Genomic DNA, 16,957 nt, shown 5'->3' on the forward strand with positions numbered 1-16,957 from the left:
ATTACGGTTTAAATGACTGAAATTGGTTTTTAAATTTCAGGTAATGGTCTTCATCAATGCTGAATTCTCCGTACCAGACATAATCGAAAATATAAGAAAGTCTAGAAAATTCATCCTTTACATGAGCAGATTTTAATTCCGAAACATAATCTTTATTGGTCTTTTCCGGATTCCAGACAATTAATTTTTTATCACTTAATTTTTTAAGCAAAAATAAAAACTGATAACGAATGGCAGAACGGAAATCACCCGATTTTTCAAATTTTAAAATACTTTCGGGAAAATTAATCTCATGAATATTTTCATGCAGTTCTTCATCTTTGATGTTAATTTTTCTGTTTCTCTTTCCAAATAAGAAATTTCCGTCTTTCCCGATAAGATGTTTAATGATAAAATAAACCAAAAATCCGACAAGAACAATGACAAAAATCCGAATCAGAATTCCGGTAATATTGCCTGATTTTGTGAAAACAGTTTCTCCGAAAATACTTTGCAGTAACCTGAAAATTTTAGTCATCAACTTATCCCAGAAAGACATTCGAGGTTTTACGGTTGTATAATCAAACTCGTTTCCTTTGTATCTTGAAGGAACATTATCTTTGAATTTTTTAGGATAAGCAATATTTTCTGTTACCGGATTTTTAAGCAATACAGAATCTGCACGATACATATTTTTGTAATGCCCCGTTTCCAGAGAATCTATGTATACAACAGGCGGCTCGTTGCTATCTTGCGCAAAAGTGAATCCTGCGGAGAAAAAAATCAATAAAAAGAAAATAAATCTAGTCATTGTTTCCGATGGTTTCTATTTCTTCCAGTTCAACTTTTTGATGAAAATCTGTTCTGCTGTCGTAGTACATCAACCCTGAATTGACATATAAAATATTCATCAGCAAAAACGAAACTAATGTAGAAATGCCGTAAATAAAGAATAAAAATATCCCAAAACCACCTTCTAAAGGATTTTGTTCAAAATAAGCATCTGAAGTTGTCGTCGTAAGGGTTATTAAATAAATAATCATCGGAATCCCTGAAAATATCCCGCTTATGATATAAAATAGGATTAAAAATATAGTTGTTGATCCCCAATATTTTACATAAGGCGAACCTTCTCTTGCGTTTGCGTAAGAAAATTGTGATCTTACAGCGTAGCTTAAACTTTCAAAAAAACCTCTGTTTGAATTAAAATAATCGTAACAGAGAAATGTGATGACATTAAATAAAGTAGGACCGACAAAAAGTACCACCAAAATTCCGATAAATATAAAAACCAAAATGTAAGAAAATCCTAAAAGAACCATAGCAACCGGCATTACCAAAAAAGTTAAACCAAAGTACATGGTAAAAACTTTTTTGATATTATTTTTAAAATCACTTAAAATATCGTCTGACTTAATTTGCAGATTTCCTTCCGCTATTCTTTTCATATAAAAAACAGGAAAAAGAAGATTAACCGTCATTAAAGCTGTGGAAAGAATAAACAGAAAAATGCCTATCAAAATAAACATTCCGATGTTATTTTCTAAATATTGCTCCAGATAATAACTTTGTCCACCGATATTGGAACCAAACATTGCCCCGAAAAATTCTTTGAACCCGAAGACCATCGTAATGACCATTACAATCAACAATAATCCGTTCAACAAAATAAAATTCTTGAGGTAATTTTTCCCGTATAACCTGAAAAAAGTGAAACTGTCGCTTATAAAAGTTCCAAAATCTCTCTTTTTATAAAACTGCATCATGGATCTGGCTGTTAATTTTTTTACTGACGATAAAAGGATAAATACAATAATAAAAACCAATGATAATCAACGATCCGAAGATAATCAATAAGTTTAAAGACCAATGCATCTGTAAAGCGTGTCTTGTAATATACCCTTCAATAATTCCTGCACATATCGTAAATGGAACGGTGCTTAAAAATATTTTAAATGAATTTTTAAATCCGTTTTTAAAAGACTCAAATCTTGAAAAAGTTCTGGGAAACAAAATAGATGTTCCCAAAATCAATCCGCACATTGCTTCCACCACCATTGCAAAGATTTCAAAAACGCCGTGAAGCCAGATTCCTCTTGCGCTGTCTTTCAGTGCTCCGTAATCATAAAAGAAATACTGAAAAGAACCCAACATGACACTATTCGAAAGCAATGCATACAAAGTCCCTACACCGCCTGCAATGCCGTAAATATATAGCTTTGCACCAACTTTAAGGTTATTGGAAATAATTCCAATCGTACTTCCCCAGGTCGAACCACTTTGGTAAACTCCGACGGCATTGCCTTTTTTAATATTTTCAATAGTTGTATTTACATAATCTTCACCCAATATAACATTGGCAAACTCTTTATCATAAACCGCAGAAAGAACCCCAATTGAAGTAAATAAAATAAAAAACAGAAAAGCATACATTAAATATCTTCTGTACTGAAAAACCAACATCGGAACTTCCGTTTCGAAGAAATACAGAATCCTGTTTTTCTCAATTCTTTTGGTCTTATAAATTTTCTGGAAAATCTGAGAAGACAAATGGTTCAGGTAAACCGTCGTATTACTTTTTGGATAATAGGTCTGTGCAAAAGACAGATCATTAATGAGATTAATGTACAGCGAAGACAGGTCATCAGGATTTTTTTTAATTTTCCCTTGAACAACCTGTTCGATTCCCAACCATTTTTCTTTATTTTGTTTAATGAAATAAACCTCTCTCATAATTGTAGAGCTAAAATAGTAAAAATTATGTCTCAAATTGCGATTAATACTTCACAAAATGTAAATATTAATTTCAACATTGCCAGTGTTGGAGATAGGATGCTTGCGTTTATCATAGACCTTTTGATAAAAATTGCTTATGTGATTTTTATCTTCTATCTTTTTTTCAACATTCTGGATTTAGGATATTTACTTACAGGGCTTGATCAATGGTCAATCATGGCGATTTATATTGCGATTACATTTCCGGTTTACATCTATCCTGTTGTTCTGGAAAGCATGATGGAAGGGCAGACTCCCGGCAAAAAGCTTATGAAAATTCGGGTGGTAAAAATAGACGGTTACCAGGCAAGCTTCGGGGATTATATCATCCGCTGGATTCTTAGAATTATTGATACTTCTTTTGCCGGTGTCATTGGTCTTGTAACAATGGCTATTTCTAAAAGCAACCAACGTTTGGGCGATATTGCATCGGGAACGGCAGTTATTTCACTAAAAAACAATATTAATATTTCTCACACGATCCTAGAAAATATCAAAGAAGATTATATTCCGACTTTTCCACAGGTTATCGGACTGAGTGACAATGATATGAGAATCATTAAAGATAATTATGTAAAAGCTCTGAGAGTTGATGACAGACAGATTATTTCTAAACTTTCCGATAAAATCAAAAGCACTTTAAAACTGGAAGTTGATCCTACCAAAATGACAGAGAGACAATTTATAGGAGTGGTGATGAAAGATTATAATTATTATACCGGAAAAGATAACTAAAGTGAATGGTAAATTTTGCTTTGAAAGTGAGTTGTGAATTTTCTAATTCAATTTTTAAAATTGAAAAGAGAAAAGAGAAAAGAGAAAAGAGTTCACTATTCACATTAAAAAAATTTCTTGATTTACATCAAAACAACCTCGGTGCGGTTTTTGTACTTTTATTCTCAATTAAAACTTGAATTATGAGATTTGAAAATAATAAATCAGGAAACGGCGGAGTCATTACTTTAAATAATGAAATTAAAGAAATCGGGAGATTGACGTACACTATTTTCCCTGAAGACAATAAATATATCATTTCCTTCGTGTTGGTTCATCCCGAATTTGAAGGTCGCGGAATGGGAAAATATTTGGTTGAAGAAGCCATCAAATTTGCAAGAGAAAATAATTGGAAAGTCTATCCGCACTGTTCTTATGCAAGAGCTGTAATGACAAGAATGAATGATGTAGATGATATTTTACTTGAGCGTTAAAACTTCATTCACCAAAATTTCTTCAATGTCATCGGGATAATCAACCTTTAAATGTTGGTCAGAAGCTACCCAATTCTGAATTTCTTCCAGTTTCAAAACCTTAGAATTCGGAATCCCCATTTTGTCTAAAGCGCAGGCATTACATTCCTGTTCATATTGATTATGAATTGGGATGACGAATAATTTCTTATCCATAAAAAGTGCTTCGGCAGGACTCTCAAAACCGGCATTACAAAGAATTCCGTCACAGTTTTCGAAGGATTTTAAATATTGAATTTCGTCAATAGGAAAAATTTCAACATTACTTTCCTTAAATTGAAGTTTGGAATATTTAGAAAAAACTTTCCATTCAACCGGAATTTGCTTTAAAACTTTAATGATATTTTCATCTGAAAAACTTGGAAGATAGACCAAATAAAAACCTTTTTTGTCAGGATTAAGATTTCTGATTTTTCTTCTGATGACAGGTTTTTTAATCTGAGGATGATAATTTTCAAAATGAAAACCAATTTTTCTTTCACTTGGAACATAATATTTCAGTATCATTTCTCCGAGAAAATCTTTTTTATCAGGTTTTGGAGTTTCTTTAAACAACATAGAAGCCTGATGACTCAATTCAATCATGGGAAGTTTCTTCAATTTACACGCCCAACCCGTCAGAGGTTCATAATCATTGATGATTAAATCATACTGTGAAAGTTCAATTTCTTTTATTGCTTTGAATGCTTCAAGAAAACTATTATCCGTAAACGTTTTTTTATAGGATAATCCACCTGTTTTATCATAAAGTAATGAAATCCCTTTATGCTGAAAGTTAACGTCGAAATCAGCCTTTAACTGCGATTGATGTCCACTGATCAAAGTATCAACAGATGCATATTTTTTTAAGATCGGAACAATTTCCTGAGCTCTTGCGACATGTCCGTTTCCGGTTCCCTGAAATGCGTATAAAATTTTCATTGTGTGAAATTGGTTACTATTTTTAAAAGTTCGGCACTGTCGATATCCTGAATTTCATCTACAATTTCATCTTTCAAAATATCTTTATGATCTTCATAGTAAAAGATTTTCCATTCCTGATTGTTGTATTCCAAAGCAGAAAGATTCTCGATCCAGTCTCCGGAATTCATATACGTACAAGACCCTTTTTTATTAACTACTTCACGAATTTGCGGTTGATGGATGTGCCCGCAAATCACATAATCGTAATGGTTATCAATTGCCAATTCAGAAGCTGTTAATTCAAAATCTCCAATGTATTTTACCGCCTTTTTTACATTATTCTTAATCTTTTTTGAAAATGAATATTTTTCTCTACCCATTTTCTCCAAAAACCAATTTACAACATTATTGATTACAATTAATAAATCGTAACCTTTTCCTCCCAATTTGGCAATCCATTTTGAATGCTGAACGGATGCATCAAACACATCTCCGTGAAAGATCCATGTTTTTTTATTATTAATTTCTAAGAAAACTTTATTGCAGACTTTTAATTTACCTAATTCGAAATCGGTAAACTTTCGGAACATCTCGTCGTGATTTCCGGTGATGTAGAACACATCAGTATTTTTTGTAGCAAATGAAAGGATTTTCTTAATCACTTCCAAATGAGGTTTAGGGAAGTAAGACTTTTTGAATTGCCAGATATCGATGATATCACCGTTCAAAACCAAAATTTTAGGCTGAATAGAATTGAGATATCTCAGCAACTCTTTAGCCTTACATCCATAAGTTCCCAAATGAACATCCGATATGACAACTAATTCAACGTTTCTTTTCATAGTTTTATGCAAAGAAAGTACTTGAAAATTAACTGTATATGAATGTTATATTATTTTTTATAGAGTTTCCATCAACTCTTCTGTGATTTCCATGTTGTGATACACGTTTTGCACGTCATCATCTTCTTCAAAACGATCAAGCATTTTCATATTTGCTTTGAATTGTTCTGCGTTTACTTCTTTTGTATTATTTGGAATTCTCTGAAGTTCCGAACTTTTTGCTTCAATTCCCAAATCATCTAATTTATGAGATAAAGATCCGAAATCTTCAAAAGCAGTCGTAATCATTACTTCTTCTTCGTCTTTTTCTACATCTTCTGCTCCTCCGTCAATCATCTCCATTTCGAATTCATCCCAATCCATTTTAACCTGCGCTAAATCGATTGTAAAAATTCCTTTTCTGTCGAAAATAAATGCTAATTCACCATTTTTTCCCAAGTTTCCATCAAACTTATTGAAGATCGCTCTCACATTAGCAACAGTTCTTGTCGTGTTATTGGTTGTACATTCCACAAAAAATGCAACACCACCTTGTCCATATCCTTCGTAAGTAATTTCTTCATAGTTTTCTGCATCTGCACCACTTGCCTTTTTAATTGCTCTTTCAACATTGTCTTTTGGCATATTGGCTCCTTTTGCATTAAGGATACATCTTCTCAATGCCGGATTGGCTTCAGGATCTGTCCCACCCGCTTTTACGGCTAATGCAATATCTTTACCTATTTTAGAAAAAGTTTTGGCCATCTTGTCCCAACGTGCCATTTTAGAAGCTTTTCTATATTCAAACGCTCTTCCCATTTTTATTTTTAAATTTTCAACAAAATTAACTAAAAGTCAACAAAAAAAAAATACCCCTAGATAACTAGAGGTATTTATATTTAGAAAAATTAATTATTTTTTCTTTTTAGCAGGAGCTTTTTTCTTAGCTGCTTTTTTAACAGCTGGTTTAGCTACAACAATATCATTTTTCTGGTAAGTTTCCCAATCAGATCCTGAGATTGCTCTTACAACAACTTTTCTGTCTACTTGTCTTTCAGCATCAGAAGCTTTTGCAGGAACAGTCGCTTCTTGAGAACCTATACCGATAGACTTAAGCGTACTAGGGTTAACTCCTCTAGCTTCTAAAGCAGCAACTACAGCAGCAGCTCTTTGTCTAGATAAGTTTAGGTTATAAGCAACACCACCTTTAGCATCTGTAGAACCTACTACTAAGAAATTAGTAGCTTCAGCATCTTTAATAATATCTGCAGCAGTATTTAATTTACCACTAGATTCTGGCTTGATCGTAGCTTTGTTAAAGTCAAATAAGATATCTTTCAATTCTTTGTTGATAACAATTACGTCTGGTTTTTTAGGAGCAGGACATCCGTTGTATTCTGGAAGACCTGGAACAGTAGGACAAGCATCATCTTTATCTAAGATACCGTCACCGTCTGTATCTGGCCAAGGACAACCATTGTTTTCTGCAGGACCTGCAACAGTAGGACAAGCATCATCTTTGTCGATAATACCATCTCCATCAGTATCTGGCCAAGGACAACCGTTGTTTTCAACTGGACCAGCAACATCTGGACACTGATCGTCTTTATCTGGAACTCCATCACCGTCAGTATCAGGACATCCTTGGAATTCTGGTAAACCTGGTGTATCTGGACATAAATCGTCTTTATCTAAGATACCATCCTTATCTCTGTCTCTATTTCCGAATCTAAAGTTAATAGACGCAGAAGCTTGCCAGAAGTTAGCAACTGTAGATTTATCACCTGGAGTTGATACATAGTCTCCTTGTACTCCTAAACCGAAATTTTTAGTTACCCAGAAATTAACACCAGCACCTGTAGCAACAGTAAAGAAGTTTGATTTTCCATTTTCAGTACCATTATCACCGTTAGTTACAGATTCCCCATTAGCATCAGTTCTAGGGAAAGTAAGAGATGAGTAATCATGTCTTAAATAGTTAGCACCAACTCTCAAATATGGGTCAAACCAAGACTCTTCATTCCATAGAAGACCTGCAGCATGAGCTTGGAAACCAAGACCTGTTTGCAACATGAACTCCTTACCCATGTTGAATCTTTTGTTCTCAACATTTCCTACAGTAGTCTGCCAGTCAATAACTAAACCTTTACCGATGTTTCTAGCAACTGTAAGTTTAGATAATGGCGGAGTAATAGAGAAGTTGTTCATATTGAACATTGTCTTCGTCAAATTTTTAGCAGCAAATGTATTACTAAAGTTGTCTCTCTGCGCTAGGTGGTTCTCTGCATGAGCACCAACACCGATCATCCACGGATTGTTGGTAGTCTGAGCGAACACAGTAGAAGCAACAGTAAGTGCCAATGCTGAAATTCCTAATTTTAGATTTTTCATAGAATTAAATGATTAAATAATTGATAATGCAAAATAAATATAATTTTTCTTTATAAACAAAGTTTTTCCGATGATTTTTAACTTTTCTTTAATATTCTATCGAGGTTTCGTTTATTTTCTCTATCTTTTATGCTCTCCCTTTTATCAAAGAGTTTTTTCCCTCTACCAAGGGCAATCAGAACCTTTGCTTTTCCCTTATCGTTGATATATAACTTTAAAGGTATAACAGTGTTCCCAGCATCCTTTAACTTTTTTTCTAATTTTTGTAATTCTTTTTTGTGCAAGAGCAATTTTCGTTCCCTTTTTGTCTTGTGATTATAAAAAGTTCCCAATTTATACTCATCAATCATCATATTAATAATGTATAATTCCCCATCAATAAACTGACAGAACGATTCTGTAATCGATGCTTTAGAAGAACGCAAAGATTTTATTTCTGTACCTGTTAAAACCATTCCTGCTTCATATTCGTCGAGAATTTCGTACTCAAACCTGGCTCTTCTATTAAATATATTAACTGTTTTTTCAATCTTCATGTTAAAATTTCTTTAATGAAATATATAAAAAATACCCCACATTAAAAACTTGAATATTACATTATTACGAAATACCCAATTTCTTTTCGTATTTTTGCGCCAAATTTACAAAACAATATGTTAACAGTATCTAACTTATCTTTACAATTCGGGAAAAGAGTTCTTTTTGACGAGGTAAATATTATGTTTGCCAAAGGAAACTGCTACGGCATTATCGGAGCAAATGGTGCGGGAAAGTCTACATTCCTTAAAATATTAACAGGAAAGCAAGATCCAACAACAGGACACGTATCTCTGGAACCAGGGAAAAGAATGTCTGTTCTTGAGCAGGATCACTTTGCTTACGATCAATATACGGTACTTGAAGCGGTTTTGAGAGGTAACAAAAGATTATTTGAAATAAAAGAGGAAATGGATGCGCTTTATGCGAAAGAAGATTTCTCAGACGAAGATGGTATTAAAGCAGGTGAATTAGGGGTTATTTATGACGAAATGGGCGGATGGAACTCTGAGTCTGATGCACAAACCATGCTTTCAAACGTACGAGTGAAAGATGATATGCATTATCAGCTGATGAGTGAACTGGAGAATAAGGACAAAGTAAAAGTTCTTTTGGCTCAGGCACTTTTCGGGAATCCTGATGTATTGATCTTGGATGAACCTACTAATGACCTTGATATTGAAACAATTTCTTGGTTAGAAGATTTCTTGGCTGATTATGAAAATACCGTAATCGTTGTATCTCACGACCGTCACTTCTTGGATACCGTTTGTACGCACATCGGAGATTTAGATTATGCTAAACTAAACCTTTACACAGGTAACTACTCTTTCTGGTACCAAGCTTCTCAGCTAGCGACAAGACAAAGAGCTCAGGCTAACAAAAAGGCGGAAGAAAAGAAGAAAGAACTTCAGGATTTCATCGCAAGATTCAGTTCGAACGTTGCAAAAGCTAAGCAGGCAACGGCAAGAAAGAAAATGATCGATAAATTAAACATCGATGATATTAAGCCATCTTCAAGAAGGTACCCGGCGATTATTTTCGAAATGGAAAGAGAAGTTGGAGACCAGATTTTAGATGTTAAAGGTCTCGAAAAAACAAAAGACGGAGAATTATTATTCTCAAACATCGACCTTAATCTTAAGAAAAATGATAAAGTTGCTGTATTATCTAAAAACTCTTTAGCGATTACAGAATTTTTCGAAATTTTAGCAGGAAATGTTGAAGCAGATAAAGGAGCTGTTGCTTGGGGAGTTACAACAAACCAATCTCAAATGCCTTTAGACAATACTAAATTCTTCCAGGAAGATATCAGCTTAGTCGATTGGTTGAGACAATTTACTAAAAACGATGAAGAACGTCACGAAGAATTCATGAGAGGATTCTTAGGAAGAATGCTTTTCTCAGGAGACGAGGCGTTGAAATCTTGTAAAGTACTTTCAGGAGGGGAAAAAATGAGATGTATGTTCAGTAGAATGATGCTTCAGAAAGCAAATGTTCTTTTATTAGACGAGCCTACCAATCACTTAGACTTGGAAAGTATTACAACGTTGAACAACTCATTGTCTAATTTTAAAGGAAATCTTTTATTGGCATCTCATGACCACGAAATGCTTTCAACAGTCTGTAACAGAATCATCGAATTGACTCCAAACGGAATTATCGATAGAGAAATGACGTACGACGAATATCTTTCTGATAAAAAGATTAAAGAACTAAGGGAGAAAATGTATTCTTAATCTTAAGACAATACTTATTCAGATAAAAAAATCCTCAAATTTGATTTGAGGATTTTTTATTTTCTATATTAATTTTAAACTATTTCGTAAGTTTTGTTGTTGGTAAAGAAACCGTTCCCGGATCCTTCCAAAGTCCATCTTTTTCTGCTCTTTTCTTAATCGCCTCTGCCCTTTTGTTACTGTCTGGGTGAGAATTAAACATTTTCTGGAATCCTGATTGAGGTGTTCCGCCTTCAGAAAGCAACGCTAATTTTTTAAATGCCGTGTAAGCTCCTACAACATTATATTTATTAGCTTTCATAAAATCGTAAGAATAAAGATCTGCTTCAGATTCCTGTTTTTTACTGTGAGAAGCATCCAAAAATGAATTTGCCATTTTTCCGATTTGGCTCTCGTTAAGCGTAGCAACTTTTGATGAAGCCGAAGAAGCAGCTCCCAATGCCGCGGCTTTCAGATAAGCAGTTTTCATGGCGTCTTTTGTATCCTGATTTTTTACGTGACCAATTTCATGACCGATTACCGCCAATAATTCATCATCCGTCATAATATCCATTAACGAAGAAAAAACACGGACACTACCATCTGCACAGGCAAAAGCATTAATATCTTTCACTTTGTACACTTTATAATTAAGGTTTAAGCCATCCTGAGATTTGTGCTTTGCAAAAAGTTTGTTGAGTCTTATTGTATAAGGATCTTTTGCCCCAGCAACCGGATTGTTTTTATCCATATAATCTACCGACTCTTTGGATAATTTAATAGCATCTTCGTTTGAAAATGTTAGCCCTTTCGCACCGTTACTCACGACTTCCGCAGCTTTTCCAAGATTGATTTTTTGTGCATTAATTGAATGCATTGCCCCGATAAACATCAGGCAGAGTGTAATCTTTTTCATATTATAATTTTAATGTGGATTGCTAAGATAGTTAATAATTTAATAATCTGAAAATTGAATTAAAAGCCCATTATTATGGCTTTTTTATGAATTTAAATCAAGAATATATCTACAAAAATAAATTGTTAGCATGCGTAAAAATATTATCCTTTCAGTTTCATTTTTTAACATCTTCTCTTCGCAATAAACTTTATCTATTAAAATATAATTCCCTATTTTTGTGAAATGAGTCAAAAATGGATTTACAAACCCGAACCTGATGAAGAAATCGTTGACGGACTGAGCTCGTCACTTGGTTTTGGAACTTTTGAATCCAAGCTTCTCGTTCTCAGAGGAATTGACAATTATCAAAAGGCGAGAGAATTCTTCAAACCAAACCTTACCGACATACACAACCCGTTCTTAATGGCAGATATGCAAAAAGCTGTTGAGCGTATTGCGACTGCAATTGAAAATGGAGAAAAAATACTTGTTTACGGCGATTACGATGTAGACGGAACTACCGCTGTAGCTTTAATGTATCTATACCTCAGCAAAATTGTTGAGAAAAAATATTTAGATTATTACATCCCCGACAGAAATTCTGAAGGATACGGAATATCAACAGAAGGAATTGATTTTGCAAAAGCAAACGGATTTTCACTAATCATTGCTTTAGACTGCGGAATCAAAGCATTGGATATGATCAATTATGCTAAAAATTTAGAGATTGATTTTATCATTTGCGACCACCATTTACCTGGCGAAGAAATTCCTGATGCTGTAGCTGTTTTAGATCCAAAAAGAGCTGACTGTCGTTATCCTTTCAAGGAACTTTCAGGATGTGGAGTTGGTTTTAAGCTTTGCCAGGGATTGAATACCATTTATAAACTTCCCGATGCAGAACTTTTCGAATTAACAGATCTTCTTGCCATCTCAATCGCTGCAGACATCGTTTCTATGACTGGGGAGAACAGAGTGTTGGCAAAAATGGGATTGAAGGTTTTGAGAAAAACCAGAAATTTAGGATTGAGATTATTAATTCCGGACGATAAACTTTCTCATTTTGAAATTTCAAATATCGTTTTTGAAATTGCTCCGAAAATCAATGCTGCAGGGAGGATTTCGCAAGGAAAGGCTGCTGTTGAACTGATGGTTTCTGATAATCTGAAACACGCACATCAGATTGTTGGTGATATTATGAATTTGAATGATGAAAGACGAGAACTGGATATGAATTCCACATTATCTGCTTTAAATCAAATCATTGAATCTCAGCAGGAAACAAAATTCTCCACGATTGTTTATCATCCTGAATGGAACAAAGGCGTAATCGGAATTGTAGCTTCAAGATTAATTGAAACCTATTACAAACCGACTTTGGTTTTCACCGACGGGAATAACGGAGAAATGGTCGCTTCAGCAAGATCTGTATCCGATTTTGATGTTCATGAAGCATTAGATATGTGTTCGGAATATTTCCTGAAATTTGGCGGACATCATGCTGCTGCCGGACTTTCGATGGAGAAAGATAAATTTGAAGCTTTTAAAGATAAGTTTGAAAAAATTGTTTCTGAAAAGATTAAAGAACATCAAAAAGAGCCTTCTGTAAGCATTGATTCTGAGATTAGTGTAGAAGATATCAACCGTGATTTCATCAATTTTCACAGGAAACTGGCACCTTTCGGACCTCATAATATGAAACCGATTCTGGCTTTGACCAATCAGAAAATTTCAGGTTATATTAAGACCATGGGAAAAGACAATAATCACCTGAAGTTTTATATAAAACAGGAATCTACCGGTAGAAATATTGAATGTCTTGGTTTTAAATTAGGACAGTTTGCTGATGATTTCCGAACTAAAAGTTTCGATCTGGCTTTCACTTTAGAAGAAAATCACTGGAAAGGAAATGTGACGCATTACCTTAATATTAAGGATGTTAAATTCAGGGATTAGGAAATTTGCATGAAAAAAATCGGTTTATTTTTCGGTTCATTTAATCCAATTCATATTGGTCATTTAATTTTGGCGAATTACATTCTGGAGAATTCCGATATGGATGAATTATGGTTTGTCGTGAGTCCGCAAAATCCTTTTAAAGATAAAAAATCATTACTGAAAGATCATAACAGATTGGATATGGTACAGCTGGCGGTAAAAAATTACCCAAAAATGAGAGTTTCTAATGTAGAATTTTCTCTTCCGCAGCCCAGTTATACAATTGATACGCTGACTTATCTGCATGAAAAATATCCTGACTATTCTTTTAGTTTAATCATGGGAGAAGATAATCTTAAAGGCCTGCACAAATGGAAAAATTCGGAAAATTTAATTAAAAACCATCATATTATTGTTTATCCGAGAGTTTTTGAAGGAGAAAAAAATGAGTCGGAATATCTTCAGCATGAAAATATTTCTCTGATCAAAGCTCCGATTATTGAACTTTCTGCCACCGAAATCCGAAACATGATCAAGCAAGGAAAAAATGTAAGACCAATGCTCCCGACAGAAGTTTTTGAGTATTTGGATGGAAGTAGCTTTTACAAGTAGACTCAAAATTTTATTATTAAAAATTCAGCATTAATGGATTTCATCGAAAAATTCTTTTTAAAATATCCTCAGAAAAAAGTAATTAAATGGTTTAAACAAATATGTTTAGCTGAAGCCATTTCGTGGTTTTTTTTGTTCACCGCCATGATCTGGATTCGTACTGATCCGGAAGGTATTTTCCCGATTGTTTACATCAGTACGATTGGTAGTATTCACGGATTCTTTTTTACTCTTTATCTGCTATTTTTACCTGCTACAAGAAAAATATTTGCATGGGATGATGAAGATACTGTGTTCGCCGTAATCTCAGCCTTCTTCCCATTTGCTACCATTTGGATTGATAAAAAACTCGCCCGATTCGACAGAGAATAAATATACAAAAAGAACCTTTCGGTTCTTTTTTCTTCTTCAATAACTCCGTTTTCTTTTTTTCATTTACTGAAATTTTCTTTTTTAACAACAGGATTATCGTTTTAAAAATTGAAATGTTTATTTCAATTTCCATTTTTCTATAAACTTTCAATTATTTCAATATTGAAATGTAACAAAAGTTCGGTCTTAATTGTTTAATTAAATAACAAAGCTCTTAGTTTTAAAAATTTCAATTAAAATTTTTAAAACTGAAAATCAAATAGTTATAAATAAATTAAAAACATTTTAAGTACTTTGTATTGCATGATACTATTTTTATTATATATCTTTGCAATGTAAAATAATTACAAATACAAGCTATTAAACTCTCTAAAAAAAATAATATCATGAAAACGTCTATACTTATCGCAGCTATATTCTTCAGCGGATTAACCTTTGCACAGGAAAAAAAACAGGATTCAGCAAAAACTAAAAATATTGAAGGGATTACTTTAACGAAACAGGTTTTCAAAAAACAAAGTGACCGTTTTGTATATGATGTTGCCGCTTCGCCTATTGCCAAAGGAAATACAACGTTTGATCTTTTGAAGCAGACTCCCCTATTATCGACAACAGATGATAAAACGTTAAAAATTGTAGGAAAAAATAATGCACTGATCTACATCAACGGCAGAAAAACCAATATGGATGCGGAATCTTTAACGCAATTCTTGAAAAATACGCCGGCAGAAAATATTCAGAAAATCGAAGTAATTACGGTTCCCGGAAGCGAATATCAGGTAGAATCTTCAGACGGAATTATCAACATTATTCTGAAAAAGAAAATGAGTAATGGTACGAGCGGAAACATGAGAATGTCTAACAGCCAGAATAAGTTTAATGCAAGCAATGCAAGTTTCTCTGTGAATTACAGAAAAGATAAACTGGGAGTTACAGCAAATTTAAGCGGCGGAGAAAATATCAATCCACAAGCTTATGTATTAAAAAATGGTATCGGTAAAGTAAAAAACGAATCTGTAGGAAATATTGACGACCCTAATAAAAACCTTGGAGGTTATCTAAATATGGACTATCAGTTAACGGACAAAAGCAATCTGGCACTTTCATGGAATTCCTGGGCGAATAAAAGTTATAATTCTACTATCGATTTATTAAATACATTAACTCAGCCCAACAACGCCGGAATTCTTGAAACAACCTATACAAGAACAAAAAATAAGGAGAACGCTAGAAATTACAACAACTCAGTTAATTTAAATTACGAGGTGAAATTGGATTCTTTAGGAAGTAAATTCAATGCTAATGCAGCTTATCTTATTTACAAAAGATTTCAGTTTTCTGATAATAATACGATGATTTCTGATGTTAAAGGAAGCACATCTGGTTTTTCAAGAACGGGAAGAAAAATCATTCAGGATATTCCACAAATTGTGAACAACTTTTCGGGAACTGTAGATTATATTCAGAAATTTAAAAATGATTTCACATTTTCTGTCGGAGGAAATTTCAATAAAACGAAAACCGATAATGACACCAAAAATTACAATTACGGTTATGATTATGATGTTGCAACTGGTAATCTGAAAGGCATAGACACTCAAAGAGATTTCAATCATTTTATATATGACGAAAATATTTACGGAGCATATATCACACTTGAAAAGAAATTTTCTGATAAATTTTCCGGAAAAGTAGGTGCTAGGTATGAAATTACAAACAGTGTGGGAACTGCAGACAGTTTTAAAAATGACGTACAAGGTCAACAAAAAATTGAACAGAATTATAACAATTTATTACCCTATTTAAGTTTCAATTATGCCATTAATGATAAGAATAACATTTCTTATTCATTTTCGAGCAGAATGAGAAGACCAAGTTTCTGGGAACTGAATCCTGTGAGAAATATTATTACCGAAGACAATTATACGCAGAATAATCCTTTTGTAAAAGCGTCTTCTACTTACAATCAGGAATTGACGTATATGTATAAAAACTCTTATTTCTTAATCTTGAATCATTCGTATGTAAAAGATCAGATCACACAAGTTCCTTTGCAGAAAAAATACTTGGATGATAACAATATGGAAAGAGTAAGACTTGCGTATATCAGAACCAATTTTGGTGACAAACAGGAAATGTCTGCCATGCTGGGAATTCAGAAATCATTATTTAAACAATATGTAACGTTGAATTTCAATGCGGGAGTTCAGCACAATATCAACAACGGAACTTTGGACACAGATCCTACAACAGGACAGGTTTTCGATACTTATACCAACAACAGAAAATCGACAAGCTTCATCGTGACAAGTAACAATACGATTCGTTTAGATAAAAAGAAAACTTGGTTCTTAGGCGTAAATTATTTCTATGTTGACAAACAACAAATCGAATTGGGAATGCTGAAAAGCCTGATGAGTTTAGATTTAAGTATCAAGAAAAACTGGAACGACTGGACTTTTGCAGTGAATGTAAATGATATTTTGAGAACCAATGTTGTGGAAATTGAAGATTATCAGGACAATGGAAATTACAATTACATTAAAAACGATATGTACAAAAGAAACGTTACGGTAAGCCTTACCTACTCTTTCGGAAACAGCAAAGTGAAAAAAGTAAGAGATATCGAAGCCGCTTCTGATGCCATTAAAAACAGAACAAGATAAAACCAATCATTTCATTTCTTCATATAAATTATTTTGTACAACTGCCCGCTGATTTATCAACGGGTTTTGTTTATTTTTAAGGTTAAATTAATAAGCGAAA

General features: G+C 33.5%; 16 protein-coding genes. 7 read left to right on the plus strand and 9 right to left on the minus strand.

Features of this window, described 5'->3' with window-relative positions; all coding sequences use genetic code 11:
- Position 1: 1 nt before the first annotated feature.
- The 3 genes from ASG22_RS17270 to ASG22_RS17280 are packed head-to-tail and all read right to left on the minus strand — an operon-like array spanning position 2 to position 2,712.
- Positions 2 to 790 carry a DUF4129 domain-containing protein gene (locus ASG22_RS17270; RefSeq protein ID WP_055987411.1) on the minus strand — a complete coding sequence of 263 codons (789 nt, stop codon included), beginning with the start codon at positions 788 to 790 and terminating at the stop codon, positions 2 to 4.
- Entirely contained in the window at positions 783 to 1,745 is a 963-nt protein-coding gene (locus ASG22_RS17275; protein ID WP_055987413.1) for a hypothetical protein, read from the minus strand. The genes ASG22_RS17270 and ASG22_RS17275 overlap by 8 nt, the downstream gene beginning before the upstream one ends.
- The gene (locus tag ASG22_RS17280; protein WP_055987415.1) at positions 1,729 to 2,712 is read right to left on the minus strand and encodes a stage II sporulation protein M; all 984 of its coding nucleotides are present in this window, start codon (positions 2,710 to 2,712) and stop codon (positions 1,729 to 1,731) included. The genes ASG22_RS17275 and ASG22_RS17280 overlap by 17 nt, the downstream gene beginning before the upstream one ends.
- Before the next feature lie 27 nt (positions 2,713 to 2,739).
- On the opposite strand from ASG22_RS17280, the gene ASG22_RS17285 reads away from it, so the two are divergent.
- Positions 2,740 to 3,489 (plus strand): RDD family protein, encoded by a 750-nt coding sequence (locus tag ASG22_RS17285; protein WP_055987417.1) that lies wholly within the window; start codon positions 2,740 to 2,742, stop codon positions 3,487 to 3,489.
- 182 nt (positions 3,490 to 3,671) lie between these two features.
- Complete coding sequence (locus tag ASG22_RS17290) at positions 3,672 to 3,962, plus strand: GNAT family N-acetyltransferase (protein ID WP_055987419.1); 291 nt, start codon at positions 3,672 to 3,674, stop codon at positions 3,960 to 3,962.
- Here the strand turns inward: ASG22_RS17290 and ASG22_RS17295 are convergent.
- From ASG22_RS17295 to smpB, 5 genes are all read right to left on the minus strand, one after another.
- Positions 3,948 to 4,922: a glycosyltransferase family protein gene (locus ASG22_RS17295; protein ID WP_055987422.1), complete on the minus strand. Its 975-nt coding sequence runs from the start codon at positions 4,920 to 4,922 to the stop codon at positions 3,948 to 3,950. The two genes, ASG22_RS17290 and ASG22_RS17295, sit on opposite strands and share 15 nt — an antisense overlap.
- A complete protein-coding gene (locus ASG22_RS17300) occupies positions 4,919 to 5,746 on the minus strand; it encodes a UDP-2,3-diacylglucosamine diphosphatase (protein ID WP_055987424.1) in 828 nt (275 codons plus the stop codon). The genes ASG22_RS17295 and ASG22_RS17300 overlap by 4 nt, the downstream gene beginning before the upstream one ends.
- 57 nt (positions 5,747 to 5,803) lie before the next feature.
- The gene (locus ASG22_RS17305; protein WP_055987426.1) at positions 5,804 to 6,544 is read right to left on the minus strand and encodes a YebC/PmpR family DNA-binding transcriptional regulator; all 741 of its coding nucleotides are present in this window, start codon (positions 6,542 to 6,544) and stop codon (positions 5,804 to 5,806) included.
- Between the two features lie 93 nt (positions 6,545 to 6,637).
- Positions 6,638 to 8,116, minus strand: coding sequence for an OmpA family protein (locus ASG22_RS17310; RefSeq protein WP_055987428.1), 1,479 nt, complete (start codon positions 8,114 to 8,116; stop codon positions 6,638 to 6,640).
- A gap of 77 nt (positions 8,117 to 8,193) precedes the next feature.
- The gene (gene smpB / locus ASG22_RS17315) at positions 8,194 to 8,652 is read right to left on the minus strand and encodes an SsrA-binding protein SmpB (RefSeq protein ID WP_055987430.1); all 459 of its coding nucleotides are present in this window, start codon (positions 8,650 to 8,652) and stop codon (positions 8,194 to 8,196) included.
- A 117-nt stretch (positions 8,653 to 8,769) separates the two neighbouring features.
- On the opposite strand from smpB, the gene ASG22_RS17320 reads away from it, so the two are divergent.
- Positions 8,770 to 10,392, plus strand: coding sequence for an ABC-F family ATP-binding cassette domain-containing protein (locus ASG22_RS17320; RefSeq protein WP_055987432.1), 1,623 nt, complete (start codon positions 8,770 to 8,772; stop codon positions 10,390 to 10,392).
- A 79-nt stretch (positions 10,393 to 10,471) separates the two neighbouring features.
- Here ASG22_RS17320 and ASG22_RS17325 read toward each other — a convergent pair whose 3' ends face one another.
- Positions 10,472 to 11,287, minus strand: a complete 816-nt coding sequence (locus tag ASG22_RS17325) for a M48 family metalloprotease (RefSeq protein ID WP_055987434.1) — start codon at positions 11,285 to 11,287, stop codon at positions 10,472 to 10,474.
- A 225-nt stretch (positions 11,288 to 11,512) separates the two neighbouring features.
- Here ASG22_RS17325 and recJ point away from each other — a divergent pair, with 225 nt between their 5' ends.
- From recJ to ASG22_RS17345, 4 genes are all read left to right on the plus strand, one after another.
- Complete coding sequence (gene recJ / locus ASG22_RS17330) at positions 11,513 to 13,225, plus strand: single-stranded-DNA-specific exonuclease RecJ (protein WP_055987436.1); 1,713 nt, start codon at positions 11,513 to 11,515, stop codon at positions 13,223 to 13,225.
- Positions 13,226 to 13,234: 9 nt separating this feature from the next.
- A complete protein-coding gene (gene nadD, locus ASG22_RS17335; protein ID WP_055987437.1) occupies positions 13,235 to 13,819 on the plus strand; it encodes a nicotinate (nicotinamide) nucleotide adenylyltransferase in 585 nt (194 codons plus the stop codon).
- Positions 13,820 to 13,852: 33 nt separating this feature from the next.
- Positions 13,853 to 14,191, plus strand: a complete 339-nt coding sequence (locus tag ASG22_RS17340; RefSeq protein WP_055987438.1) for a DUF3817 domain-containing protein — start codon at positions 13,853 to 13,855, stop codon at positions 14,189 to 14,191.
- 386 nt (positions 14,192 to 14,577) lie between these two features.
- Positions 14,578 to 16,857 carry a TonB-dependent receptor domain-containing protein gene (locus ASG22_RS17345; RefSeq protein WP_055987439.1) on the plus strand — a complete coding sequence of 760 codons (2,280 nt, stop codon included), beginning with the start codon at positions 14,578 to 14,580 and terminating at the stop codon, positions 16,855 to 16,857.
- Positions 16,858 to 16,957 lie beyond the last annotated feature (100 nt).

The organism is Chryseobacterium sp. Leaf405, from assembly GCF_001425355.1.
Classification (GTDB): Bacteria; Bacteroidota; Bacteroidia; order Flavobacteriales; family Weeksellaceae; genus Chryseobacterium.

Excerpts from the sequence above, each read along its gene's own strand:
- ASG22_RS17270 (WP_055987411.1), bottom strand. The coding sequence starts at position 790 with ATGACTAGATTTATTTTCTTTTTATTGATTTTTTTCTCCGCAGGATTC.
- ASG22_RS17275 (WP_055987413.1), bottom strand. The coding sequence starts at position 1,745 with ATGATGCAGTTTTATAAAAAGAGAGATTTTGGAACTTTTATAAGCGAC.
- ASG22_RS17280 (WP_055987415.1), bottom strand. The coding sequence starts at position 2,712 with ATGAGAGAGGTTTATTTCATTAAACAAAATAAAGAAAAATGGTTGGGA.
- ASG22_RS17285 (WP_055987417.1), top strand. The coding sequence starts at position 2,740 with ATGTCTCAAATTGCGATTAATACTTCACAAAATGTAAATATTAATTTC.
- ASG22_RS17290 (WP_055987419.1), top strand. The coding sequence starts at position 3,672 with ATGAGATTTGAAAATAATAAATCAGGAAACGGCGGAGTCATTACTTTA.
- ASG22_RS17295 (WP_055987422.1), bottom strand. The coding sequence starts at position 4,922 with ATGAAAATTTTATACGCATTTCAGGGAACCGGAAACGGACATGTCGCA.
- ASG22_RS17300 (WP_055987424.1), bottom strand. The coding sequence starts at position 5,746 with ATGAAAAGAAACGTTGAATTAGTTGTCATATCGGATGTTCATTTGGGA.
- ASG22_RS17305 (WP_055987426.1), bottom strand. The coding sequence starts at position 6,544 with ATGGGAAGAGCGTTTGAATATAGAAAAGCTTCTAAAATGGCACGTTGG.
- ASG22_RS17310 (WP_055987428.1), bottom strand. The coding sequence starts at position 8,116 with ATGAAAAATCTAAAATTAGGAATTTCAGCATTGGCACTTACTGTTGCT.
- smpB (WP_055987430.1), bottom strand. The coding sequence starts at position 8,652 with ATGAAGATTGAAAAAACAGTTAATATATTTAATAGAAGAGCCAGGTTT.
- ASG22_RS17320 (WP_055987432.1), top strand. The coding sequence starts at position 8,770 with ATGTTAACAGTATCTAACTTATCTTTACAATTCGGGAAAAGAGTTCTT.
- ASG22_RS17325 (WP_055987434.1), bottom strand. The coding sequence starts at position 11,287 with ATGAAAAAGATTACACTCTGCCTGATGTTTATCGGGGCAATGCATTCA.
- recJ (WP_055987436.1), top strand. The coding sequence starts at position 11,513 with ATGAGTCAAAAATGGATTTACAAACCCGAACCTGATGAAGAAATCGTT.
- nadD (WP_055987437.1), top strand. The coding sequence starts at position 13,235 with ATGAAAAAAATCGGTTTATTTTTCGGTTCATTTAATCCAATTCATATT.
- ASG22_RS17340 (WP_055987438.1), top strand. The coding sequence starts at position 13,853 with ATGGATTTCATCGAAAAATTCTTTTTAAAATATCCTCAGAAAAAAGTA.
- ASG22_RS17345 (WP_055987439.1), top strand. The coding sequence starts at position 14,578 with ATGAAAACGTCTATACTTATCGCAGCTATATTCTTCAGCGGATTAACC.